At 71.7% G+C, this 23066-nt stretch carries 19 protein-coding genes; 12 read left to right on the plus strand and 7 right to left on the minus strand.

Going from position 1 to position 23066, the window contains the following annotated elements; translation table 11 throughout:
• Nucleotides 1-365 precede the first annotated feature (365 nt).
• From QQM72_RS33265 to QQM72_RS33280, 4 genes are all read left to right on the plus strand, one after another.
• Nucleotides 366-1853, plus strand: a complete 1488-nt coding sequence (locus QQM72_RS33265) for a DUF692 domain-containing protein (RefSeq protein ID WP_314224551.1) — start codon at nucleotides 366-368, stop codon at nucleotides 1851-1853.
• 270 nt (nucleotides 1854-2123) lie between these two features.
• A complete protein-coding gene (locus tag QQM72_RS33270) occupies nucleotides 2124-2900 on the plus strand; it encodes a DUF4142 domain-containing protein (RefSeq protein WP_314224552.1) in 777 nt (258 codons plus the stop codon).
• A 202-nt stretch (nucleotides 2901-3102) separates the two neighbouring features.
• Nucleotides 3103-3879: a TIGR04222 domain-containing membrane protein gene (locus tag QQM72_RS33275; RefSeq protein WP_314224553.1), complete on the plus strand. Its 777-nt coding sequence runs from the start codon at nucleotides 3103-3105 to the stop codon at nucleotides 3877-3879.
• A 133-nt stretch (nucleotides 3880-4012) separates the two neighbouring features.
• On the plus strand, nucleotides 4013-5623 hold the full coding sequence (locus QQM72_RS33280; protein WP_314224554.1) for an alpha/beta hydrolase: 1611 nt from the start codon (nucleotides 4013-4015) through the stop codon (nucleotides 5621-5623).
• On the opposite strand, the gene hemQ is transcribed toward QQM72_RS33280, so the two are convergent.
• Nucleotides 5624-6355 (minus strand): hydrogen peroxide-dependent heme synthase, encoded by a 732-nt coding sequence (gene hemQ, locus QQM72_RS33285; RefSeq protein ID WP_314224555.1) that lies wholly within the window; start codon nucleotides 6353-6355, stop codon nucleotides 5624-5626.
• Between the two features lie 5 nt (nucleotides 6356-6360).
• On the minus strand, nucleotides 6361-7836 hold the full coding sequence (hemG, locus tag QQM72_RS33290; protein WP_314224556.1) for a protoporphyrinogen oxidase: 1476 nt from the start codon (nucleotides 7834-7836) through the stop codon (nucleotides 6361-6363).
• A 160-nt stretch (nucleotides 7837-7996) separates the two neighbouring features.
• Between hemG and QQM72_RS33295 the strand changes: the two genes are divergently transcribed.
• Nucleotides 7997-9019 carry a DUF4349 domain-containing protein gene (locus QQM72_RS33295; RefSeq protein ID WP_314224557.1) on the plus strand — a complete coding sequence of 341 codons (1023 nt, stop codon included), beginning with the start codon at nucleotides 7997-7999 and terminating at the stop codon, nucleotides 9017-9019.
• Nucleotides 9020-9046: 27 nt separating this feature from the next.
• Nucleotides 9047-10429: an FAD-dependent oxidoreductase gene (locus QQM72_RS33300; protein ID WP_314224558.1), complete on the plus strand. Its 1383-nt coding sequence runs from the start codon at nucleotides 9047-9049 to the stop codon at nucleotides 10427-10429.
• A gap of 141 nt (nucleotides 10430-10570) precedes the next feature.
• Here the strand turns inward: QQM72_RS33300 and QQM72_RS33305 are convergent, their stop codons facing one another.
• Complete coding sequence (locus QQM72_RS33305; protein WP_028806059.1) at nucleotides 10571-10840, minus strand: hypothetical protein; 270 nt, start codon at nucleotides 10838-10840, stop codon at nucleotides 10571-10573.
• 125 nt (nucleotides 10841-10965) lie between these two features.
• On the opposite strand from QQM72_RS33305, the gene QQM72_RS33310 reads away from it, so the two are divergent.
• Nucleotides 10966-11778, plus strand: coding sequence for a rhomboid family intramembrane serine protease (locus QQM72_RS33310; protein WP_314224559.1), 813 nt, complete (start codon nucleotides 10966-10968; stop codon nucleotides 11776-11778).
• 16 nt (nucleotides 11779-11794) lie between these two features.
• On the opposite strand, the gene hemE is transcribed toward QQM72_RS33310, so the two are convergent.
• Nucleotides 11795-12862 (minus strand): uroporphyrinogen decarboxylase, encoded by a 1068-nt coding sequence (hemE, locus tag QQM72_RS33315; RefSeq protein WP_314224560.1) that lies wholly within the window; start codon nucleotides 12860-12862, stop codon nucleotides 11795-11797.
• A 239-nt stretch (nucleotides 12863-13101) separates the two neighbouring features.
• Between hemE and QQM72_RS33320 the strand changes: the two genes are divergently transcribed.
• The 3 genes from QQM72_RS33320 to QQM72_RS33330 all read left to right on the plus strand — a co-directional run bounded on the left by QQM72_RS33320 (nucleotide 13102) and on the right by QQM72_RS33330 (nucleotide 16125).
• Complete coding sequence (locus tag QQM72_RS33320) at nucleotides 13102-13728, plus strand: DUF3000 domain-containing protein (RefSeq protein WP_314224561.1); 627 nt, start codon at nucleotides 13102-13104, stop codon at nucleotides 13726-13728.
• Between the two features lie 242 nt (nucleotides 13729-13970).
• Nucleotides 13971-14630 carry a helix-turn-helix transcriptional regulator gene (locus QQM72_RS33325; protein WP_307165895.1) on the plus strand — a complete coding sequence of 220 codons (660 nt, stop codon included), beginning with the start codon at nucleotides 13971-13973 and terminating at the stop codon, nucleotides 14628-14630.
• 208 nt (nucleotides 14631-14838) lie between these two features.
• A complete protein-coding gene (locus QQM72_RS33330) occupies nucleotides 14839-16125 on the plus strand; it encodes a ribonuclease D (protein ID WP_314224562.1) in 1287 nt (428 codons plus the stop codon).
• A 66-nt stretch (nucleotides 16126-16191) separates the two neighbouring features.
• Here the strand turns inward: QQM72_RS33330 and QQM72_RS33335 are convergent, their stop codons facing one another.
• The 3 genes from QQM72_RS33335 to QQM72_RS33345 are packed head-to-tail and all read right to left on the minus strand — an operon-like array spanning nucleotide 16192 to nucleotide 19312.
• Complete coding sequence (locus QQM72_RS33335) at nucleotides 16192-17022, minus strand: carbohydrate ABC transporter permease (RefSeq protein WP_314224563.1); 831 nt, start codon at nucleotides 17020-17022, stop codon at nucleotides 16192-16194.
• A complete protein-coding gene (locus tag QQM72_RS33340; protein WP_314224564.1) occupies nucleotides 17019-17993 on the minus strand; it encodes a carbohydrate ABC transporter permease in 975 nt (324 codons plus the stop codon). Before QQM72_RS33340 ends, QQM72_RS33335 begins: the two co-directional genes overlap by 4 nt.
• Complete coding sequence (locus QQM72_RS33345) at nucleotides 17993-19312, minus strand: ABC transporter substrate-binding protein (RefSeq protein WP_314224565.1); 1320 nt, start codon at nucleotides 19310-19312, stop codon at nucleotides 17993-17995. The genes QQM72_RS33340 and QQM72_RS33345 overlap by 1 nt, the downstream gene beginning before the upstream one ends.
• 182 nt (nucleotides 19313-19494) lie before the next feature.
• Between QQM72_RS33345 and QQM72_RS33350 the strand changes: the two genes are divergently transcribed.
• Both QQM72_RS33350 and QQM72_RS33355 read left to right on the plus strand, forming a co-directional pair.
• On the plus strand, nucleotides 19495-21903 hold the full coding sequence (locus QQM72_RS33350) for a glycoside hydrolase family 2 protein (protein ID WP_314224566.1): 2409 nt from the start codon (nucleotides 19495-19497) through the stop codon (nucleotides 21901-21903).
• Nucleotides 21900-22937, plus strand: a complete 1038-nt coding sequence (locus QQM72_RS33355) for a LacI family DNA-binding transcriptional regulator (protein WP_314224567.1) — start codon at nucleotides 21900-21902, stop codon at nucleotides 22935-22937. The genes QQM72_RS33350 and QQM72_RS33355 overlap by 4 nt, the downstream gene beginning before the upstream one ends.
• Nucleotides 22938-23066: the final 129 nt, after the last annotated feature.

A 23066-nucleotide genomic window follows, 5' to 3' on the forward strand; every position in this document is an offset into this window, starting at 1 on the left:
TGCGGCGTTGTCGCACGATCGAGGGGCGGTCTCCGTGAGACCACCCCCGCACGATCGAAGTCCCGCTACACTCCCGCCACCCGACGAAAAGACCAGGTCAGACAGCGAAATCCTGCTGGAGTACTAGTCCCGTAGTCCGTAGTCCCGTAGTCCGTAGTCCCGTAGTCCCGAAGCTCCCCGCAGCCCACCGCCCCGCCATGCCGGCCGACGCCCTCGCGGCTCCCCGGCTCCCCGGCCCTCCGGCTCCCCAGCGCTCCGGCCTGAACCTCAAATGTTGCTCTGAAGGAGGGTGGCGTGCGGTTCGGGAGTCGGTGGCGGGGCCATACCACCGTCACCACGCAGGGGGCACGAAGGAGGCGGGGACCATGAGGCGACTGGGGACGGGGATCGGCTGGCGGCCGGAGATCGCGGACGCCGTGGAGCGCATGCCGGGCATCGACTGGGTCGAGGCCGTCGCCGAGAACGTGTGCCCCGGGCACCTGCCCGACTCGCTGCTCCGACTGCGCGAACGCGGGGTCACCGTGATCCCGCACGGCGTCTCGCTCGGGCTCGGCGATGCGGAGCGGCCCGACACGGGTCGGCTCGCCGCACTCGCCGAGCGGGCCGAGGCACTGGGTTCGCCGCTGGTCACCGAGCACATCGCGTTCGTCCGCGCGGGCGGCCCCCTGACGGCGTCCCCGCGGCTCGAGGCCGGGCATCTGCTGCCGGTGCCGCGCACCCGCGACGCTCTCGACGTGCTGTGCGAGAACGTGCGCATCGCGCAGGACGCGCTGCCCGTGCCGCTCGCCGTCGAGAACATCGCCGCGCTCATCGCGTGGCCCGGCGAGGAGATGACCGAGGGACAGTTCCTGTACGAGCTGGCCGACCGCACGGGCGTACGGCTGCTCATCGACGTGGCCAACCTGCACACCAACCACGTCAACCGGGGCGAGGACCCTGCCAAGGCGCTCGCCGAACTGCCCCTGGAGGCCATCGCCTACGTCCATGTGGCGGGCGGTTTCGAGCGGGAAGGCGTCTGGCACGACAGTCACGCACACCCGGTGCCCCGGCCGGTCCTCGACATCCTCACCGACCTCGCGTCCCGGGTGTCGCCGCCGGGGGTGCTGCTGGAACGGGACGAGAACTTCCCCGAACCGGCTGAGCTGGAGCGGGAGTTGGGCGCCATCAGGGCGGCCGTCGAAGCCGGCGGGCAAGAGGGTGCCCTCGCGCGAGCTTCTTCGACCACAGGGGAGCACGGCGAGACGGAGACGGTAACGGGGATCGGGACCAAGGCCGCGACCGGGGGCGGGGCCGAGGTCGGGGTCGGGGTCGAAGTCAGGACGAGAACCGGGGGTGGGGCCGAAATCGGGGCCGAAGTCGGGACGAGAACCGGGGCCGGGACCGGTGTCGGGACCGAATCCGTCCCGGCCACCTCCGGGTCGGGCCCGACCGCCCTCGACGAGGCCACTCGTCAGCGTCTCGGCCTCGCGCAGGCGGCGTTGTTGTCCGCACTGGTCGCCGGGACGCCGGTTCCCGAGGGTTTCGACCGGGTGCGACTCGGCGTACAGGCCCGGGCGCTGGCGGCCAAGCGGGCGGACGTGGTGGCGAAGGTGGCCCCGGAGCTGCCGCTGATCCTCGGAAACGGTTACCGCACCGCGTTCATCGCATACGCCCAAGGCCGCCCGATGCACGGCGGCTACCGGCGGGACGCCCTCGACTTCGCCGAGGAGACGCTCCTGGGGGGACGGCTGACGGAGGGCCGGGCCCGCCGCGAACTGCGGCGCTGGTGGCTGGACCGCTCGGGCCCCGCACCCAGGCCGAAGTCACGGTTGGGGCAGGTGGGCCGAGTGGGGCGGACGTTGATTCGACGGTGAGGGACTCGGTGCCGCGGGCCGCGCGAATGTGCCGGGGCTAACACCCCACAGCCCGCGACGCGCACCACAACCGTTACGCACCGTTCCTGCACTGTTTCCGCAGCTTTTCTCCGCTTTGGAACCCGGTCAGAATCTACCGTTTCGACCGCGATGCTCCCCGTTGTAACCGTTCACCCCTGTACGGCAGTTGGCGGCGCGGGCGCAGTAATATGCCAGCCAGTCCCGCAACCGAAGCGCACTAGCGTGCAGTGCCGCGAGCAGGAGGCACCGATGCGGCCGCGACCCCCCATCCAGGGCAGAGGCATCTTCAGCGGAACCGGGCTCATCATCACGGGCCTGGCGGCGACCCTGGCAGCCCTGGTCTTCCCGATCTGGTCGTACGCCGACCGGTCGGGCACCGGAGTGGACGTCCTGAACGCGCAGACGGTGTCGACGCAGTACGGGCCGTTGTCCGCGCTGGACCGGGAGTTCGTCACGAAGGTCCGGCTGGCGGGACTGTGGGAGCTGCCCGCAGGTCAGCAGGCGCAGACGAAGGGCACGACCGAGGCCGTACGGACGGCGGGCCGGCACTTGGTCGAGGGACACACCTTCCTGGACGAGCGGGTGCGTACCGTCGCCTCCCAGCTGGGCCTGGCGCTGCCGAACGAGCCCAGCGAGCAGCAGCAGGGCTGGCTGGGCGAGCTCGACGCGGCGCGGGGCGAGCAGTACGACTGGAAGTTCGCCAACATCCTGCGTCTCGCGCACGGACGGGTGTTCTCCGTAGTCGCCCAGGTGCGGGCCAGTACCCGCAACTCGCTGGTGCGCGAGCTCGCCGACGACGCGAACACCACCGTGCTGGACCACATCAAGATCCTGGAGGCCACCGGGTTCGTCGACTTCGACGCCCTCGCCCGGGACATGGCCGCCGGCAGCACGCCGTCGATCACCCGCTCCCCCGGCCCGGCGGGCCCGACGGCCGACCCCGGGTCGGCCGTGCCGGTGGCCCCGTCGGCGTATCCCACCTACACGCTCCCGCCGGCCGCGGCCAGACCGCCGTCCGGCGACTGACACCGGTTGCGAGACCGTTTCCCAAGGACCGGGCAAGTTTCCGAGGACGGGGCGAGTTTCCGAGGACCGGGCGAGCTTTCGAGGACGGGGCGAGTTTCCGAGGACGGGGCCGGGCAAGCGGAACGTCACATACCCACAACGCTCGGTCCGGATGGTGAACAGGGCATGGTGTTTCTCGGTGCACATGGCATAGAAACGCCACATGGTCTGGGTGCTTCTCCTGCTGCTGGCATGGGCCGTCGCGGGTGCGGCGTGCACACGGCTGTGCCTGGCCGCCGTCCGGGCGGCGGACGTCGACGAGAACGCGGGCCGGGGACATGATCTGACGCTCTACGAGGCGGCCTTCCTGTCCGGCGGTCCGGGCAGGGTCGCCGACCTGACCATGGTCTCCATGGCGCGGCAGCGGCGGCTGGTGCTCGCCCGCACGGGCTGGGCGACTGTGGTGGACCCGCGCGGGCGGGACGATATGGAGCGGTCGGTCATAGGGGCCATCGGGCCCGAGGGCCAGTCCCGGATCGCCCCGGCGCGGGCGGCCGCGGCCGCCGCGGAGGCGGTGGGCGGTCTCGCCGACCGGCTGGTCCGCGCCGGTCTCGCGGTGCCCGACGGGGCCCGTACGACGGTCGCGGCCGGGGTGCGGCAGGTACGGGCCGCCGCCGTGGCCGTCCTCGTACTGGGCGCCGCCGCACTGCTGGTCCCCGCCACCCCGGACCTGCCCCGCAACCTCGTCGCGCTCTGGTTCGCGCTGCCCCTGGCGCTCACGCTGAGCTGCCTCGCCGTAGCGCGGGTTGAGGTGCATCCGTACTCGCGCTGGGCCTCCCCGGCCGGGCAGCGGCTGCTGGGCGCACTGGCGCGGCACACCGGCGGCACGGGGGACGACCGTACCTATCTGACCTCCGTCGCGGTACGCGGGATCCGCGCGGTGGGCGAGCCGGACCTGCGGGCGGCCTTCGCTCATCGTGAGCAGTACGGGCGGGACTGAGGCAGGGCGCGCTCGACCACCGGGGGGGCGCACAAGGGGCATTGGCGCCGACACCCGTCGATGGTGCTTGCCTTCCCCCACGGTCGAACCAACCATCCCTTGTGTCGCCGCCGTGCACCGAAGGGACACCCTGATGAGAGCCGCAGCCCTCCACTCGGCCGCAGGAGCCCTCCTGCTGACCGCCCTCTCCGCCGTCCCGGCGGGCGGCGCCCCGAACACCGGCGGCCTGTCCGGCTCGCCCGGTGTCGCGCTGACCGCCGCGCGGGCCGCGGCGAAGGGCGTCGACTTCGGGAAGTGCTCCAAGGCGCAGGACCTGCCCGGCAGCATGCAGTGCGGCACGGTCTCCGTCCCGCTCGACTACGCGGCCCCGAACGGCAGGCTGATCGAGCTCACCGTCAGCCGGGTGCGGGCCACCCACCGGGACCCGCACAACAGCAAGCGCCGGGTGCCCCGCCAGGGCGCGCTGGTCTTCAATCCGGGCGGTCCCGGCGGCTCGGGCCTGTACTTCCCGCTGATCGGGCTGCTGCCGGAGTGGAAGCGCATCGGGGCGGCCTACGACCTCGTCGGCTACGAGCCGCGCGGGGTCGGCCGTTCGGCGCCGCTGTCCTGTCAGGATCCCAAGCGCTTCTTCAAGGGCCCCGTGCCCGCCCCGGACCACCCCTCGGAGTCGTACAAGCGGGAGCGCGTCGCGCAGGCGAAGGCGTACGCACTGGGCTGTGCGAAGCGGTCGGGCAGCGCCCTGCGGCACTACAACTCGCTCAACAACGCCCGCGACCTCGACGTGCTGCGCGCCGCGCTCGGCGAGGAGCGGCTGACGTTCATGGGGGCGTCGTACGGCACCTACTTCGGTGCGGTCTACGCGACGCTGTTCCCCTCCCACGTACGGCGGATGGTGTTCGACGCGGCCGTGAACCCGGACCCGGCGCAGATCTGGTACCGCAACAACCTCGACCAGTCGGCGGCGTTCGAGAGCCGCTGGGCGGACTTCCGGGAGTGGATCGCGCGGCACGACGACGTGTACGGCCTCGGCAAGACGGCGGAGGCGGTGCTGACCAGCTACGAGCGGGCGCGCGGCCGGCTGGCCGCGGAGCCGGCCGGCGGGAAGGTGGGTCCTGGACAGCTCCAGGGCTCGTTCCTGCAGGCCGGGTACTACGACGACTACTGGCCCGCCCGGGCACAGGCGCTGTCGGATTACCTGAAGGGTGATCCCAAGCAGCTGATCGCGCAGGCCGGGCCGGTGCGGGAGGCCGCCGCGGAGGCGGAGAACGCCAATGCCGTGTACACGGCCGTGGAGTGCAACGACGGGCCCTGGCCGACGGACTGGAGGGTCTGGGACCGCGACAACACGCGGCTGGCGCGCGTCGCGCCGTTCGAGACGTGGGACAACGTGTGGGCGAACCTGCCGTGCGCGTACTGGCCCGCGCCCCGGCAGCAGCCGGTCGACGTGCGGACCGGTCCGGGCGAGCTGCCGCCGACGCTGATCCTGGCCGCCGAGCGGGACGCGGCGGCGCCCTATGCCGGGGCGCTGGAGATGCACCGGCGGCTGACGGGCTCGGTGCTGGTGACCGAGCGGGACGCCGGCACGCACGGCATCGCGGGCGGCCCGAACCGGTGCGTCAACGGCCACCTGGAGGCGTACCTGCTGGAGGGCAGGCTCCCGGTGCGGCGCGCGGCCTGCGCACCGCACCCGGAACCCGAGCCGGCCGTCGCTCCCGCGGAGCGCGCCGCCCGGCCGGGGCGCTGATCAGGCGAGGCCCGCGACGAGTTCCGTGAGGTCCTTGCGACGGCCCGTGTAGAACGGGACCTCCTCGCGGACGTGCATGCGGGCCTCCGAGGCGCGCAGGTGGCGCATGAGGTCGACGATGCGGTACAGCTCGTCGGCCTCGAAGGCCAGGATCCACTCGTAGTCGCCCAGCGAGAACGAGGCGACGGTGTTGGCGCGGACGTCCGGGTAGCCGCGGGCCATCTTGCCGTGGTCGGCGAGCATGCGCCGACGGTCCTCGTCGGGCAGCAGGTACCAGTCGTAGGAGCGCACGAAGGGGTAGACGCTCACGTAGTTGCGGGGCGTCTCGTCGGCGAGGAACGCCGGGACGTGCGAGCGGTTGAACTCGGCGGGGCGGTGCAGCGCCATGTTCGACCAGACCGGCTCCAGGGCGCGGCCCAGCTTCGTACGGCGGAAGAGGTTGTACGCCTCCTGGAGCTGGTCGGCGGTCTCGGCGTGCCACCAGATCATGACGTCGGCGTCGGCGCGCAGGCCGGACACGTCGTAGGTGCCGCGGATCGTCACGTCCTTGGCGGCGAGCTGGTCGAACAGCTCCTGGACCTCTTCGGCGTAACCCGCGCGGTCCTCGGGCAGCACGTCCTTCAGCTTGAAGACGGACCACAGCGTGTAGCGGATGACCTCGTTGAGGTCCTTGGCCAGCTTGCCCTTGTTCGGGACCCTGCCGGACTCGGTGGTGGGGGCGTCGTCACTCATGGCTCTCATTCTCCCGCTCCGCCGTGCAGACTCTGCACCGGGTGGGCCGCGAGCTCCCGTGCGGCGCTCAGGTCCCCGCCGAGCTGGTCGACCGCCGCGTACGCGCTCGCGACGCAGGCCGGGATACCCACGCCGTCGTAGGGGGCGCCGCAGACCGCGAGGCCGGGGAGTTCGGCGACGTGCTCGCGGATGCGGGCCACGCGCGCGTGGTGGCCGACCGGGTACTGCGGCAGACCGTCCGTCCAGCGGGTTACGCGGGTTTCGAGGGGCGTGGCGTCCAGGCCCGTGGCCGCGCGCAGGTCGTGCCGGGAGACGTCGACGAGGTCGGCGTCCTCGCGGCCCAGGATCTCCGTCTCGCCGTATCGCCCCACGGAGGTGCGCAGCACGACCGTGTCCGGGGCCTCGTCGGCGATCCAGCCCCACTTCCGGGAGGCGAAGGTGGACGCCTTGATGGTGCGTCCGTCGACCGGCGGGACGAGGAAACCGCTGCCGTCGGGCAGGGCGTCGGCGGTGTCGGCGCGCCGGTAGGCGAGGGTGACCAGGGCCATGGATGCGTACTCCACCGTGCGCAGTGCGGCGGCGGCCCCGGGGGACTCGGCGGCCAGCAGCGCGGCGGCGGCCGGCGCGGGCACGGCGACGACCACGGCGTCGGCGGGCAGCACCCGCTCCCCCGTGATGACCTGCCAGCCTCCGCCGGGCGCGCGGCGGAGTCCGGTCACGGGTACGCGCGTGTGGATCTCGCCGCCGCGGGCCTGAACGGACTCGGCGACCGCGAGCGGCAGGGACCCCACACCGCCTTCGAGGCCCATGAACACCGGGCCGGTCTGCTGGTCGGCGGCGGCCTTGGCCTGGATCTCGCGAACGGCCTCCGTCAAAGAGGTGTGGGTGAGGGCCGCCTGGTAGAGCTGCGGGACGGCGGAGCGCATCGAGATCCGGTAGGCGTCACCGGCGTACACCCCGCCGAGGAGCGGTTCGACGATGCGGTCGACGACCTCGCGGCCCAGGCGCGCCGCCACGTACTCCCCGACGGCCACGTCGTCCCCGACCTCGGTGCGGGGCAGGTCGGCGTCGCGCTCGATGCGGGCGAGTCCCTCGTCGGAGAGGACTCCGGCGAGGGCGGCCGCCGTGCCGGGCACGCCCATGACGTGTCCCTTGGGCATGGGGCGCAGCGCGCCGCGGGTCCAGATCGAGGCCGTCGCGGTGGCCGGCGGCTGGAGGCGGTCGGAGAGGCCCACCTCGCGCGCGAGGGCGACCGCCTCGGGCCGGCGGGCGAGCATCGACTCGGCGCCGAAGTCCACGCGCACGCCCGCGATCTCACCGGGCAGCAGCTTGCCTCCCACCCGGTCTGAGGCCTCGAGGACGGTCACCCGCGCCCCGCGCTCCAGCAGCCGGTGGGCGGCGGCCAGCCCGGCGATCCCGGCTCCGACGACGACGACATGCCGGCCCGTACCCGTGCCCGTACCCGTACCCGTTGAGCTCATGTGTCCACTCTCTCAGACCACACTGACACCCCCCGTCGCGGCCCGGTGTCCTCCCCGCGTCCCGACCGTGACCTGTTCGGAACCGACCCGCGCCAACTTCCCGGCCCGCCCGGGCGTCGTAGGAGCGTCAGAGTTGTCACCGTCTCGGGGGTACACCCACATGCGCACACGACGTTCAGCACGGCCCTCCCACGCCCTGGCCGGGATCCTGCTGGCCGCGGCCCTCGCGCTCGCCGGATGCAGCGGCGCCGCCGACTCGGGCGCGGACAGCACGGCCGACAAGGCCGCCGTCGGGGAGGCCGGCGCCGGTGACGTGGACGCCGCGCAGGACGCCAAGGAGGGCGCGGGCGCGAGCGGCTCGAAGGCCACCTCGGCACCCGACCTCACCGTCAACCGCATCATCCGCACCGCCTCCCTGACCGTGCAGGTCAAGGACGTGCCGAAGGCCCTGGACGAGGCGCGCGCGACCACCGAGAACGCGGGCGGCTACGTCGGCGACGAGACGACCGTCCGGGACGGGGACGGCGCCGAGCGGACCCGGGTGGTGCTGCGGGTGCCCGTCGGGAAGTACGACGACGTCCTGGCCGCCCTGCAGGGCGCGGGCAAGCTCCTGGAGCGCACGGCGAAGGCCCAGGACGTCACCGACCAGGTCGTCGACGTCGAGAGCCGCATCACCTCGCAGCGCGCCAGCGTCGCCCGGGTCCGCGAGCTGATGGACCGGGCCACCAAGCTGAGCGACGTGGTCACCCTGGAGGGCGAGTTGAGCAGCCGGGAGTCCGACCTGGAGGCGCTGCTCGCCCAGCAGGCCTCGCTGAAGGACCGCACGAGCCTGGCGACCGTCACGCTGACCCTGTCGGAGAAGCCGGTCGTCCCGGCCGCCGAGGACGACGATCCCGGGTTCGTGGACGCGCTGGCGGGCGGCTGGGACGCGTTCGTGACGATGCTGCGCTGGATCGCCGTCGTGTTCGGTGCGGTGCTGCCGTTCCTCGCGGTGGGGGTCCTGCTCGTGCTGGCGTGGCTGCGGCTGGTGCGACCGCGCCGCAGGGCGGCGGAGGCGAGCTGGGCCCGGTTGGGCGTGCCCGGGCAGACCGGGGCCGCGCAGGCGCAGGCCCGGCAGACCGGAGCCGGGCAGACCGGAGCCGGGCAGACCGAGGCCGGGACGGGCGAGCCCGAGCAGCGCTGAACTGCGAGTCCCCCGTAGCGTGTTCGTATGAGCATCGAGCGACTGGTGGTGATCGGCGGGGACGCCGCGGGTATGTCCGCGGCGTCCCAGGCCCGCCGTCTCAAGGGCCCCGGGGAGCTGGAGATCGTGGCCTTCGAGCGCGGTCACTTCACGTCCTTCTCGGCATGCGGCATCCCGTACTGGGTGGGCGGTGACGTCACCGGGCGGGACGATCTGATCGCCCGCACACCCGAGGAACACCGCGCGCGGGGGATCGACCTGCGGCTGCGCACGGAGGTCACGGAGATCGACGTCGCGGGGCGGCGGGTACGCGCGCGTGCGCTGGATCGCGGGGCCCAGTCCTGGACGTCGTACGACAAGCTCGTCATCGCGACCGGGGCCCGCCCGATCCGGCCGGACCTGCCGGGCGTGGACGCGGAGGGCGTGCACGGGGTGCAGACCCTGGACGACGGTCAGGCGCTGATCGACGCGCTGGCACGCGCGCGGGGGAAGCGGGCCGTGGTCGTGGGGGCGGGCTACATCGGCGTGGAGATGGCCGAGGCGCTCATCAAGCGCGGCTTCGAGGTGACGGTCGTCAACCGGGGCAGCGAGCCGATGTCGACCCTCGACCCGGACATGGGGCGGCTGGTGCGCCGGGCCATGGAGGGCCTGGGCATCACCATGGTGAACGACACCGAGGTCACCGCGCTGCGCACCGCCGGGGACGGTCACGTACGGGCGGTGGTCACCGAGGACGCCGAGTATCCGGCGGACGTGGTGGTGCTGGGCATCGGGGTCCGCCCGGAGACCGGGCTCGCGAAGGCCGCGGGCCTGCCCCTGGGCACGCACGGCGGGCTCCTCACGGACCTGGCGATGCGGGTGCGCGGGCCCCTCGCCGACGGGACCGTCTGGGCCGGCGGTGACTGCGTCGAGGTCCTGGACCTGGTCTCCGGCCAGGAGCGCCATGTCGCCCTGGGCACGCATGCGAACAAGCACGGCCAGGTCATCGGCACCAACGTCGGGGGCGGGTACGCCACGTTCCCCGGGGTGGTCGGCACGGCCGTCAGCAAGGTGTGCGATCTGGAGATCGCCCGCACGGGGCTCCGTGAGAAGGACGCCCGTCGCGTCGGCCTCCGGTTCGAAGCGGTCACCATCGAGTCGACCAGCCGGGCCGGCTACTACCCCGGTGCCTCCCCCATGACGGTCAAGATGCTCGCCGAGCGAAGGACGGGCCGTCTGCTGGGCCTCCAGATCGTCGGGCGGGAGGGCGCGGGCAAACGCGTCGACATCGCGGCGGTGGCGTTGACGGCCGGGATGACGGTGGAACAGATGACGGCCCTGGACCTCGGGTACGCGCCGCCGTTCTCACCGGTGTGGGATCCCGTACTGGTGGCGGCGAGGAAGGCCTCGGCGAAGGTTCGCGGCTTCTAGCCGGGCCCGGTGCCGGGGCGACCGGCCCGAGCGGCGCGGGGAGCCGCGCCACCGGCCCCCGCGCACCCGGGCCTCGCGCGCCCGGACTCCGCAATGTTGCTCAACCGGTTCCCGCAGCTCAACCGGATCCCGCAATGTTGCTCAAGCGGTTCCACTCAGTCGCGGCAGCGCGGAGACCGCCGCCGCGGCCGGCTGCTCCGCGGGCTTCGCGTGCGCCGCGGGTGCCGGCCGCGACCGCAGACGGCTGCTGACAGCCTCGTCCAGCGTCACCGGCCGCTGCATCTGCGCGGCGAGCCGCCCGGCCTCCTGTCCGAGCCGTGCCACGTCCTCCCAGGGCAGCCGGATCACCAGGGAAATCTCCGCCTCGCCGTCGGGAGTGGCGTGCATGGGGGGAGTAACTCTGTCGTTCATCGCCTGTTCCTCACGTCGTCCCCGCGGCCCGCCTTCCTCGTGCCGCGAGCAGTTGACGGTTCATACGCGCCCGTGGGGATCCCCGTTCACCGGTTCGTCGAACGGATCGGGGGCAGAACTTCCTTGTGGTCATCCCCGTCCATGACGTGAATCCCGTACGCCGCACCCCGGTGGTGACGTACGCCCTCATCGCGGCGAACGTCTTCGTCTTCCTGTTCATGCCCGGCCTGTCCGGCTCCACGGCGGGCGACAGCAGCCTGGCCCAGACGTGTCACCTGCACGCCTTCCTGGAGCATTACGCCGCCGTGCCGAGGGAGTTGATCCACCATCAGCTCCCCCAGCTCGTCCCCACCGGCGACGTGCGCGGCGCGGGCTGTGCGCTGGCTCCGCCGGGCTACGAGAAGTCGCCCGCGCTGAGCGTGCTGAGCGCGATGTTCCTGCACGGCGGCTGGCTGCACCTGCTGGGCAACATGCTGTTCCTGCTGATCTTCGGCAACAACATCGAGGACCGCATGGGGCACGTCCGCTTCGCGCTCTTCTACGCCGCCTGCGGGTACGCGGCGTCGTACGGGTTCGCCCTGGTCAACGCCGACTCGACCGATCCGCTGATCGGCGCTTCGGGGGCGATAGCCGGGGTGCTGGGCGCCTATCTGGTGCTGTATCCGAAGGCCAGGGTGTGGGTGCTCGTGCCGTTTCTGGTGTTTCTGCCGCTGCGGCTGCCGGCCTGGCTGGTGCTGGGCTTCTGGTTCGTGCTGCAGGCGGTGTACTCCTCCGGGGAGGGCGTCTCCGGCGCGGGCACCGTGGCGTACGCGGCGCACGTCGTCGGCTTCCTCGCCGGCATGGTGCTCGCCTGGCCGCTCAAGCCGGGCACGCCCCCGCCGCCGGAGCCGCGCGGTCTGCTGTTCGGCAGACGGGCGCGCCCCCGGCACACCTGGTGAGATCTGGTGAGAGGGGTCAGCGCGCGGTCTGCGTGTGGACGTACTCGACGAGGCGGGTGAGCGCGTCCGGGTCGGTGGACGGCATGACGCCGTGGCCGAGGTTGAAGACGTGGCCCTCGAGGCCGGCCGCCGTGTCGAGGACCTCGCGGGCCTTGGCCTCGACGGCCTCGGCGCCGGCGAACAGGACGGTCGGGTCGAGGTTGCCCTGGAGCGCCTTGCCGGGGCCGACCCGGCGGGCGGCCTCGTCGAGCGGGACGCGCCAGTCGACGCCGACGACGTCCGCCCCGGCCTCGCCCATCAGCTGGAGCAGCTCGCCGGTGCCCACTCCGAAGTGGATGCGCGGGACGCCGTACCCCTCGACCGCGCGGAAGACCTTCGCGGAGGCGGGCAGCACGGAGCGGCGGTAGTCGGTCGGGGCGAGCGCGCCGGCCCAGGAGTCGAAGAGCTGGACGGCGCTGGCGCCGGCCTCGATCTGCACCTTCAGGAAGGCGGAGGTGATCTCCGCGAGGCGGTCGAGCAGGTCGGCCCAGAGCTCGGGGTCGCCGTACATCATCGCCTTGGCGTTCTCGTACGTGCGGGACGGTCCGCCCTCGACGAGGTAGCTCGCGAGGGTGAAAGGAGCGCCCGCGAATCCGATGAGGGGGGTGGCGCCGAGTTCGGCGGTCAGCAGACCGATGGCCTCGGTCACGTAGGAGACGTCCTCGGGGGTGAGGTCGCGCAGCTGGGCGAGGTCGGCGCGGGTGCGGACCGGGCGCTCGACGACCGGGCCGACGCCCGGCTTGATGTCGAGGTCGATTCCGATGGCCTTGAGCGGGACGACGATGTCGCTGAAGTAGATCGCCGCGTCCACGTCGTGCCGGCGCACCGGCTGGAGGGTGATCTCGGTGACCAGCTCGGGCCGCATGCAGGACTCGAGCATCGGAATGCCCTCGCGGACCTTGCGGTACTCCGGCAGGGAGCGCCCGGCCTGTCGCATGAACCACACGGGCGTGTGCGGCACCGGTTCACGCCTGCACGCCTTCAGGAAGGCACTGTCGTAGGTCGCTGTCGGCTTCCGGCCCGCCGGGCTCTCGTTCGCACTCACGACGGCAAGTCTCGCACGGCTCCGGAGGCCGTGAGGCCGCCCCCTGCCGCGCCCACGCTCTGCCCGCGCCCCGCCTTCGTCGTGTGCCTCGGCCGTGCGCGGTCCGTGCGCCTGTTCGCCCAGCGCGCACCCGTCCGCGAGCCCCGCACGGGTGTCTTGCCCTGCGCGAAGGCCCCGTTCCCCTTAATCTTCCCCGCATGGCTGCGGCTCAGGGACGACTGTCGGACGGCGCTGGCGGGATGGATGACGCGAACGAGGGGGACCCGGATGGGACCAGGTCGGCTCCACCGCCGTTCCGGGCGGCCGTCGACCAGCTGAGGACGGCCCGGCTGCGGCCGCAGATCGAGGCGGAGCCGACGCCGGCCCCGAAGCGGCTCGCCCCGTTCGCGTACGCGCTGGAGGCGACGGTCGTGGACGGCGACCAGGACCTGGCCGACGGCCGGCTGGTGCTGCTGCACGACCCGGCCGGACACGACGCCTGGCGCGGAACGTTCCGGCTGGTGACCCTCGTCCGGGCCGAACTGGAGCCGGAGATGGCCGCGGACCCGCTGCTGCCGGAGGTGTGCTGGTCGTGGCTGACCGGCGCGCTCCAGGCGCGCGGGCTGACGTACGGCGAGCCGAGCGGGACCGTCACGCGCGCGAGCTCGCACTACTTCGGTGGCCTGGCGGAGCGCCCGGCGACCTCACAGATCGAGATCAGGGCCTCCTGGACACCGCGCGAGGGGCTGGGCGGGGTCCCGGAGGCGGGGGCGCACCTGGCGGCCTGGTGCGATCTGCTGGCCCAGGTGGCCGGGCTGCCGCCGGCCGGTCCGGGGGACGCGTCGGTGGTGACGCTGCCGCAGCGCAGGGGGCCCCAGTCACGTTGACCATCTCTTTGTCGATACGGCCATTTTCGATCCCGTAAGACACCCACTTAAACCGACTCGATCTTCGGATGATCGATCGCTTGTCCGAATTGCACGTATTGTTACTCACTAGATCGTGATCATTCTCTAAAGGACCCCGGGTTCGCTGCCGAAGACGACTGTGACCTTGAAAGCACGGTTCGTCCCGGCTTCCTCCCCACAAGCCCCGCGAGCCGGCCCCCGTCCCCCACCCAGGAGGCCTGGTGTCCGTTCTCCTCGAGCAGCCCGCAAGCCTGGTCGCCTACCGCCCGAACAAGCCCACCGCCATGGTGGTCGTGGCCGACCCGCGCGTCCGCTCCACCGTCACCCGCCATCTGTGGGCGCTCGGTGTGCGCGACGTCATCGAGGCCTCGTCCATCGCGGAGGCTCGTCCCCGCATCGGCAACCCCCGCGACATCTGCGTCGCCGACGTCCACCTGCCCGACGGCTCCGGCCTCACCCTGCTGTCGGAGACCCGCGCCGCGGGCTGGCCCAACGGGCTCGCCCTCTCCGCCGCCGACGACATCGGCGCCGTGCGCAACGCCCTCGCGGGCGGTGTCAAGGGCTACGTCGTCACCGGCACCCGCACCAACCTCGGCCTCCCCAGCCGGCCCGGTGCCGTCCCCATGGGCTCCGCCGCCCGTCTGCACCGCCGCCCCCCGGGTGCCCCGAGTCACCCGGGCGGCTACCGCGAGCTCTCCGGCCGCGAGGTCGAGGTGCTGCGACTGGTCGCCGAAGGCCAGTCCAACAAGGCCATCGGCGTCTCGATGGGACTGTCCGCGCTGACCGTCAAGAGCCACCTCGCCCGCATCGCCCGCAAGCTCGGCACGGGCGACCGCGCCGGGATGGTCGCGGTGGCCCTGCGGACCGGCATCATCCACTGAGACCCCACCCGGCCCCCGGGGTCGCCCCCGGGAACTCCGACCACCCCCGGCCCGGCTTCTCCCGTCTCTGCCCGGTTTCTTCCCGACCTCTTCCCCTTCGTTCACCGTCCTGACTGGTTTACGACCCCCCGGCGCCCCCCCCCCCCCCCCCCCGGCCGACGTATCGTTCGGTGGGCGGCCGCCGTCGATACACAGATACCCTTGACAGGTGACCGACGCCCAAGAAACCGCAGCAGCCAGTTCACTGCGAACCACCGGAGGCGCCCCTCCGGACGACGGCGGATCAGCTGATTCCGGGGCGCCGACACCTTTGCTCGAACCGCGCGAGGGCATCCCTCCCGTGATCGCCGACGAGGCCGCCCTCGCGGAGGTGATCGCCGCCTTCGCCGCCGGCAGCGGCCCCGTCGCCGTGGACGCCGAGCGTGCCTCCGGCTACCGCTACGGACAGCGCGCCTATCTGGTGCAGCTGCGTCGCGAGGGCGCCGGCACCGCGCTGATCGACCCGGTCGGCTGCCCCGACCTCTCCGCGCTCGGCGAGGCCCTGTCCGGCGTGGAATGGGTGCTGCACGCGGCCACCCAGGACCTGCCGTGTCTGCGCGAGATAGGCATGGTGCCGACGCGGCTGTTCGACACCGAGCTGGCCGGACGGCTCGCCGGATTCCCGCGGGTCGGCCTCGGCGCGATGGTCGAGGGAGTACTGGGCTTCGTCCTCGAGAAGGGCCATTCCGCGGTGGACTGGTCCACCCGGCCGCTGCCCGACCCCTGGCTGCGGTACGCGGCTCTCGACGTCGAGCTCCTGGTCGACCTGCGCGACGCGCTGGAGAAGGAGCTGGACCGGCAGGGCAAGCTGGACTGGGCCCGCCAGGAGTTCGACGCCATCGCGTCGGCCCCGCCGGCCGAGCCCCGCAAGGACCCGTGGCGCCGCACGTCCGGCATGCACAAGGTGCGCCGGCGGCGGCAGCTGGGTGTCGTGCGGGAGCTGTGGCAGACGCGGGACCGGATCGCGCAGCGGCGGGACGTGTCCCCGGGGAAGGTGCTTTCGGACGCGGCCATCGTGGAGGCGGCGCTGTCGCTTCCGATGAACGTGCAGGCGCTGGCCGCGCTCAACGGCTTCGGGCACCGGATGGGCCGGCGGCAGCTGGAGCAGTGGCAGGCGGCGGTCGACCGGGCGAAGGCGCTGAGCGAGGCGCAGCTGCCGCAGCCGGGGCAGCCGGTGGCGGGCCCGCCGCCGCCGCGGGCCTGGGCGGACAAGGACCCCGTGGCCGCGGCGCGGCTGTCCGCGGCGCGGGCCGCTGTCTCCGCGCTGGCCGAGGAGCTGAACATGCCGCAGGAGAACCTGATCGCCCCGGACGCGGTGCGCCGGGTCTGCTGGGAGCCTCCGGCGGCCGACGAGGAAGCGGTTGCCGACGCGCTCACGTCGTACGGGGCGCGGCCGTGGCAGGTGGAGCAGGTCGCTCCGGTGCTCGCTGCGGCGCTGGCCGGGCAGGGTGCCTGACCGCCACGGACCCGCCGACCGGGGTTCCCGAGTACGAGCCGCAGGAGGCGTGCGAGGCGCAAGCGGTTACCTCGTCGCTCCTCTCATGAAACCGTTGTAGATGTATTTCTGGAGTGCGAGGAAGACGATCAGTGTCGGCAGGATGACCAGCACCGCTCCTGCCGAGATCGTTTCCCAGTGGGCGGCGTAGGGGCCCTTGAAGCGGAACAGGGACGTCGAGATCACGCCAAGATCTTGTGAGGGCATGTAGAGGAAGGGGATGTAGAAGTCGTTGTAGACGGCGATCCCCTTCACGATCACGACCGTCGCGATCGCCGGTTTCAGCAGCGGAAAGATGATTTTCCGGTAGATCGTGAACGCGTTGGCGCCGTCGAGGCGGGCGGCCTCGTCCAGGGAGATCGGGATCGACCGCACGAACTGCAGGAAAATGTAGATCGAGACGATGTCCGTACCCATGTAGAGGGCGATCGGGGCCCAGCGGGTGTCGAACATGCCGAGGCTGTGGACGATCTGGAAGGTGGCCACCTGGGTGGTCACCCCGGGGACCAGCGCGGCGACCAGGAACAGGGCGATCACCAGTTTCCGGAAACGGAAGGTGAACCGGTCGATCGCGTACGCCGTCATCGATCCGATGAGCACGGTTCCGCCGACCGAGACGACGAGGATGAAGGCGGTGTTGCCGAACGCCGTGAGCATGCCGCCGTCCTGGAACGCCGTCACGTAGTTGTGGAAGTTGAGCGGGTCGTGCGGCGGTGTGAGCGCCCCGCTGCCGTTCGCCGTCTCCTTCTCGGTCTTCAGCGAGGTCAGGAGTACGACGCCCAGCGGGAGCAGGACGACCAGCGTCGCGGCGATCAGCGACAGGTACACGAGGGCACGGGCCAGGGCACGGCGTGTCATACGAGGTCCACCCTGTCGTCGGGGACGAGACGTCGCTGCACCCAGGTCACCAGCAGGATGATCAGCAGCAGCACGACCGCCGCCGCCGAGGCGAGCCCCGTCTTGTTGAACTGGAAGGCCAGTTTCACGGTCTGGATCACGAAGGTCTCGGTACCGGTCGCCCCGCCGGTCATGATGTACGGGATCTCGAAGGCCGAGAGGGAACCGGAGACGGACAGGATCACCGTCAGGGTCAGCACCGGCTTGATGCCGGGCAGGATGACGTAGCGGAACTGGTGCCAGCGGCCGGCGCCGTCCAGTTCGGACGCCTCGTACAGTTCCCCCGGGATCGACTGGATCGCGCCGAGGAACAGGACGAAGTTCATGCCGAGGTAGCGCCAGATCGAGACGCCGGCCAGCGAGGTGTTCGCCGAGGCCGGGGTGCCCAGCCAGGCATGGTCGGTGTGATAGCCGAAGAGGCCGAGGACCGTGTCGAAGGTGCCGCCGTCCTGGAAGAAGTAGAGGAAGACGAAACCGATGGCCACGCCGTTCACCAGGGACGGGAAGAAGAGCACGCCTTTGAAGAAGTTCCGGAAACGGATGCTGAAACTCAGGATCGTCGCGAAGTAGAGCGCGGCGACGATCTGGATCACCGAGGCAACCAGGTAGTAGCCGCTTACCCAGAACACCTGGAAGAGGTCCTCCCTGGTGAAGATCTCCGTGTAGTTCTCGGCGCCCGTGTAGTGCAGTTCGGGGCTCACGCCGTCCCAGTCGGTGAAGCTGTAGGCGACCATGTTGGCGATCGGCGCGTAGGTGAAGGTGATCAGCAGGGCGAGCGGGGCGAGCAGGAACAGCCAGGGGGTCAACAGCCGCCAGGTGCGCGCCCGGCGTGGGGCCGGGGCGGGCGCGCCGCGTTTCGACAGCGGTTTCGCGGCCTTGGGGTTCGTCTGCTCGGCGCGGGGCGCCGGGAGGTGCGTGTGCGCGTGCGCCATCAGTCGCTCACGGTCGCTTGCGTCTCGGTCCACTTCTTGCCGAGTCCGCCGAGGAAGTCGTCCAGACTGCCCTTCTTGGCGCCGCGGGCCAGGTCGACCAGATCCTGGCGGTACTCGGGCTTGTAGATGCCGACCTCGGACTCGTCGTCGATCAGCTTGACCTTCGCGCCCGCCGCGTCGTCCAGCTCGATGAGCTTGACGCCGGCCTCCTCGTACGGCTTCAGCACCTCGGGCATGGGCGCGTCCTTGAGCGGGGAGATCGCCAGGTTGTCCTGGTCGTAGCCGGACTTGTCGGTGAACCAGTCGATCCAGGCGCGGGCCGCCTCCTTGTGCGGGGAGTGGACGTTCACGGCCTGGTTGTAGTCGGGGCCGACCGTCGCGCAGAAGGTGCCGTCCGTCTGGGCGGGAAACGGCATGAAACCGATGTCGTCCGGGTTCACGCCGGCCTTCTTCGCGGCGTCCTGGAACTGGATGATCGCCCAGGTGCCGAGCCACTGGGTGGCGATCTGGCCCTTGGCCGTCCGGGGTTTGGACTCTTCCCAGTTGCTGGTCGTCGGGTCCTTCTCGGCGAGGCCCTGCTCGACGATGTCGTACAGCAGGGTGTCCCCGACGCGCAGGTCGGAGTTCTCGGCCCAGGGGTCGTCCTCCGCGAGCTTCGTGGTCGCCTGCGGGTCGCAGTGGACGGAGCCGTCGACGTACGTCCACGAGGTGAGAGGCCACTGCGCGGCGAAGTTGGTGTAGTAGGGGATCGCGTCGGTCCTCGCCTTGATCGCCTTCAGGTCGGCGAGGAACTCGGCCGGGGTGGTGGGCCACTCGGTGACCCCCGCCTCCTTCCAGACCCGCTTGTTGTAGACGAAGCCGGGCATCACACCGACCGGGCTCTGGCCGTAGACCTTGCCGTCGACGGTGGTGAAGTCGGTGAAGCGGTACTTCTTGCCGCGCTCGGCGGCGGTGCCGAGGGAGGCGAAGAACTTCGGGTAGTCGTTCTTCTTGATGACCGCCGGGATCAGCAGGACGTCGCCGTAGTCGTCCGTGTTCATCCGGATCTTGATCTCGGCCTCGTAGTTGGTGAGGGCCTGGAACTCCACCTTGACCTTGGGATAGGTCTTGTTGAACTCGGCGGCGTACTTCTTCATCGTGCCGTCCTGGACGAGGTCGGTGCGCACGGTGAGGACCGTGATGGTTCCGCTGACCTCGGCGGGGTCGTCGGGCGCCTTGGCGTCCGCGCCTTTCGCGCTGCCTCCGGTGCCGGTGCAGCCCGCGAGCAGCAGGGCGCCTGCGGCGGCCGTGGCGAGGACCGTGACTGTACGGCGGTTCATGTGCATCACTTCCGTTCTCGGGATGTTCTCGGGACGGACGAGCACGTGCGGGTTGGTCGAACACGAGCGGGTTGGCTGATTCGGCACTCTGGCAGCGCTTTCCTCAACCGGTAAAGTCCGATTCCCGCCAACGATGAAGAAGTGGCGCTCAGTTGTGGGCTTGACCGGTTTAGGGAGTGCGCATGCTGGAGGCCTCACCGCTCGACGACGGATGGCACCTGCGACACGAGGGAAAGCCGTTCCCGGCCGTGGTGCCGGGCTGTGTGCACACCGATCTGCTCGCCGCCGGGGTGATCCCGGATCCGTTCATCGGCCTGGGAGAGAAGGAGGTCGCGTGGGTGGGGCGGCGCGAGTGGACGTACGAGCGGGAGCTGCCGGCCGGCCCGTCCGGACACGAGCAGACCGACCTGGTCTTCGACGGACTCGACACGGTCGCGGAGATCACCCTGAGCGGTCAGCGCCTCGGCCGGGTGCGGAACATGCACCGCTCGTACCGCTTCGACGTGACGGGGCTCGAGGGGCCGCTGGCGGTCCGGTTCGTCTCGGCCTACGCCGAGGCGGAGGCCGTGCGCGGCAGGGTCGGTGACCGTCCGTCGCCCTACACCGAGCCGTACCAGTACCTGCGCAAGATGGCGTGCTCGTTCGGCTGGGACTGGGGGCCCACCCTGGTGACGGCCGGGATCTGGCGGCCGGTGCGGGTGGAGCGCTGGTCGACGGCGCGGCTCGCCCGGGTGCGCCCGCTGGTGACCGTCGAAGAGGGTGCCGGGGTCGTCGAGTTGCGGGTGGAGGTGGAGCGGACCCGGGTGGAGGCCGGGCTCACGCTGGAGGCCCGGGTGGCGGGACGGTCGGCGCGCGCCGAGGTGACGGGCACCAGCGGTGTCGTGCGCGTCGAGGTGCCGGACGCCGAGCTGTGGTGGCCGCGCGGATACGGCGGGCAACCGTTGTACGAGGTCGAGTTGACCCTGCATCACGGGAGCGCGCCGCTCGATGTCTGGCGGCGGCGCGTCGGGTTCCGCAGCGTCGTGCTGGACACCTCCGCGGACGCTCACGGAACCGGTTTCACCCTTGTGGTGAACGGGGAGCGGCTCTTCGCCCGGGGCGTGAACTGGATCCCGGACGACGTGTTTCCGTCCCGGGTGACGCGGGAGCGTTACCGGAAGCGGTTGCGACAGGCGGCCGACGCCGGCGTCGACCTGGTCCGGGTCTGGGGCGGCGGCATCTACGAGAGTGAGGACTTCTACGACGCCTGCGACGAACTGGGGCTGCTGGTGTGGCAGGACTTCCCGTTCGCGTGCGCGGCCTACCCCGAGGAACAGCCGTTGCGGGGCGAGGTGGAGGCGGAGGCCCGCGAGAACGTCGTCCGGCTGATGCCGCATCCGTCGCTCGTGTTGTGGAACGGCAACAACGAGAATCTGTGGGGGTTCAGGGACTGGGGCTGGGAGGAGCGGCTGGGCGGGGACTCCTGGGGCGAGGGGTACTACCTGGGTGTGCTGCCGCGTGTCGTGGCCGAGCTGGATCCGACACGGCCGTACACGGCGGGAAGCCCGTGGTCGGGTTCGTGGGAGCACCATCCCAATGATCCGGCGCACGGGACGCATCACTCGTGGGACGTGTGGAACCGGCAGGACTACGCCGAGTACCAAAGTGAAGTGCCGCGATTCGTGGCCGAGTTCGGCTGGCAGGCACCGCCCGCCCACGCGACTGTGCTGCGGGCGCTGCCCGGCGAGGAACTCGCGGCGGACTCCCCCGGCATGCTGCACCACCAGAAGGCCGAGGACGGCAACGGCAAGCTGGAGCGCGGCCTCGCCCGCCACTTCGCCCTGCCGCGGGACGATTTCGACCGCTGGCACTACCTCACGCAGGTCAACCAGGCGCGCGCCGTGGCGACCGGGATCGAGCACTGGCGGTCGCACTGGCCGGTGTGCGCGGGGACGATCGTCTGGCAGCTCAACGACTGCTGGCCGGTGACGTCCTGGGCCGCCATCGACGGGGACGGGCGGGAGAAACCGCTGTACCACGAGTTGCGGCGGCTCTACGCGGACCGCCTGCTCACCTTCCAAGTACGCGGCGGAGAACTGGTGTTGGCCGCCGTCAACCAGTCGGTCGAGCCATGGGCGGGCACGCTGTCGTTGCGGCGGATGTCCGTGGAGGGGGAGGTGCTCGGCACGGCGAGCGTGGAACTGGCGGTCGGAGCGCGGCTGGTGGACGAGGTGCGGGTGCCGACGGACCTGGAGCCGGCCGGGGCGAAGGAGTTCCTGGTGGCCGACGCGTGGGGGTCCCCAGGGTCGGGCGAGGCCGCGCGCGAGGAAGGGCTGCGGGCCGCGCACTTCCCCGCGCCCGACCGTGAAATCCCTTATCCGCGACCGCAGTTCGAGGTGACCGTGGCCCCGGGGAGCGTCACGGTCACGGCCCGCACCCTCGTACGGGATCTGCTGCTCCAGGCCGACCGGCTGGGGCCGGGGGCTCGGGCCGATCGGGGGCTCGTGACCCTGCTGCCCGGGGAACGGGTGACCATCGGGGTCGAGGGCTGGGAGACTCCCGATGCCGCCGCCGCCCGGGCCGCGCTGTACTGCCAGGAGCCCGCTCGATGACAGCCTCCCCGTCGTCCCGCGTCACCATAAAGGACGTGGCGGCGCGCGCCGGCGTGTCCAAGGGCGCCGTGTCGCTCGCCTTCAACCGCAAGCCGGGACTGTCCGAGGCCACCCGGGACCGGATCTTCGCGGCGGCACGGGAGCTCGGCTGGGAACCGAACCTCACGGCACGCTCGCTGTCGAGTTCGCGCGTGGACGTGGTGGGGCTCGCGATCTGCCGGCCCGCCCGGATGCTGGGCCTGGAGCCGTTCTACATGGAGTTCGTCTCCGGGGTGGAGAGCGTGCTGACCGAGCACTCCTGTTCGCTGCTGCTCAGGCTGGTGCGCACCGTGGAGGAGGAGGCGGGGCTCCTGGAGTCCTGGTGGCGGGGGCGGCAGATCGGCGGCTCGATCCTGGTCGACTTCCGGGCCGACGATCCCCGGGTGGCGGCGGCCGAGCGGCTCGGGATGCCCGTGGTCGCGGTGGGGCACCCCACGCTGACCGGGAGCCTGACGTCCGTGTGGACCGACGACGCGACGGCGGTGACGGAGGCGGTGCGCTATCTCGCGGCGCTCGGGCACCGGCGGATCGCACGGGTGGGAGGCGCGGCGGCGCTCGGGCACACGGTGATGCGGACCGCTGCCTTCGACGCGGCGGCGCGGACGCTGGGGCTGGCCGGGGCGTGGCAGGTCGCCACGGACTACTCCGGGGAGGCGGGGGCGCGGGCGACCCGGTCGATGCTGACCGCAGCTCCGGCGGACCGGCCGACGGCAATCGTTTACGACAACGACATCATGGCGGTGGCCGGACTGGCCGTGGCGGCCGAGATGGGGCTCGGTGTGCCGGGCGATGTCTCGCTCCTCGCCTGGGACGACTCCCAGCTGTGCCGGCTCACCCATCCGACGCTCTCCGCGATGAGCCATGACGTGCACGGTTTCGGCGCGGAGGCGGCGCGGACGCTGTTCGGCGTGATCACCGGGCCGGGTCCCGGATCGCATCCGGTGCCGACGCCGGTGCTGACACCACGGGGCTCGACGGCGCCGCCGCGGGGCTGAGCGCGAGGGTGACCTCGACCCCGTCCCGGGTGTGACGTTCGCCGCTTGGCCCTCCGGGACTGGGCAGCCACGTTACCCACAAGTAGCATGGGTCCTGAGCGCGCGCTCAGCGCTTGCGTGTCGCAGCAG

Source organism: Streptomyces zaehneri (assembly GCF_032248645.1).
Classification (GTDB): domain Bacteria; phylum Actinomycetota; class Actinomycetes; order Streptomycetales; family Streptomycetaceae; genus Streptomyces; species Streptomyces coriariae.

Bases quoted from the DNA above. Each gene is read 5' to 3' on its own strand.
- QQM72_RS33345 (WP_314224565.1), bottom strand. From the start codon at position 19,312: ATGAACCGCCGTACAGTCACGGTCCTCGCCACGGCCGCCGCAGGCGCC.
- QQM72_RS33305 (WP_028806059.1), bottom strand. From the start codon at position 10,840: ATGAACGACAGAGTTACTCCCCCCATGCACGCCACTCCCGACGGCGAG.
- QQM72_RS33340 (WP_314224564.1), bottom strand. From the start codon at position 17,993: ATGGCGCACGCGCACACGCACCTCCCGGCGCCCCGCGCCGAGCAGACG.
- QQM72_RS33265 (WP_314224551.1), top strand. From the start codon at position 366: ATGAGGCGACTGGGGACGGGGATCGGCTGGCGGCCGGAGATCGCGGAC.
- QQM72_RS33295 (WP_314224557.1), top strand. From the start codon at position 7,997: ATGCGCACACGACGTTCAGCACGGCCCTCCCACGCCCTGGCCGGGATC.
- hemQ (WP_314224555.1), bottom strand. From the start codon at position 6,355: ATGAGTGACGACGCCCCCACCACCGAGTCCGGCAGGGTCCCGAACAAG.
- hemG (WP_314224556.1), bottom strand. From the start codon at position 7,836: ATGAGCTCAACGGGTACGGGTACGGGCACGGGTACGGGCCGGCATGTC.
- QQM72_RS33270 (WP_314224552.1), top strand. From the start codon at position 2,124: ATGCGGCCGCGACCCCCCATCCAGGGCAGAGGCATCTTCAGCGGAACC.
- QQM72_RS33320 (WP_314224561.1), top strand. From the start codon at position 13,102: ATGGATGACGCGAACGAGGGGGACCCGGATGGGACCAGGTCGGCTCCA.
- QQM72_RS33350 (WP_314224566.1), top strand. From the start codon at position 19,495: ATGCTGGAGGCCTCACCGCTCGACGACGGATGGCACCTGCGACACGAG.
- QQM72_RS33275 (WP_314224553.1), top strand. From the start codon at position 3,103: ATGGTCTGGGTGCTTCTCCTGCTGCTGGCATGGGCCGTCGCGGGTGCG.
- QQM72_RS33280 (WP_314224554.1), top strand. From the start codon at position 4,013: ATGAGAGCCGCAGCCCTCCACTCGGCCGCAGGAGCCCTCCTGCTGACC.
- QQM72_RS33335 (WP_314224563.1), bottom strand. From the start codon at position 17,022: ATGACACGCCGTGCCCTGGCCCGTGCCCTCGTGTACCTGTCGCTGATC.
- QQM72_RS33355 (WP_314224567.1), top strand. From the start codon at position 21,900: ATGACAGCCTCCCCGTCGTCCCGCGTCACCATAAAGGACGTGGCGGCG.
- QQM72_RS33300 (WP_314224558.1), top strand. From the start codon at position 9,047: ATGAGCATCGAGCGACTGGTGGTGATCGGCGGGGACGCCGCGGGTATG.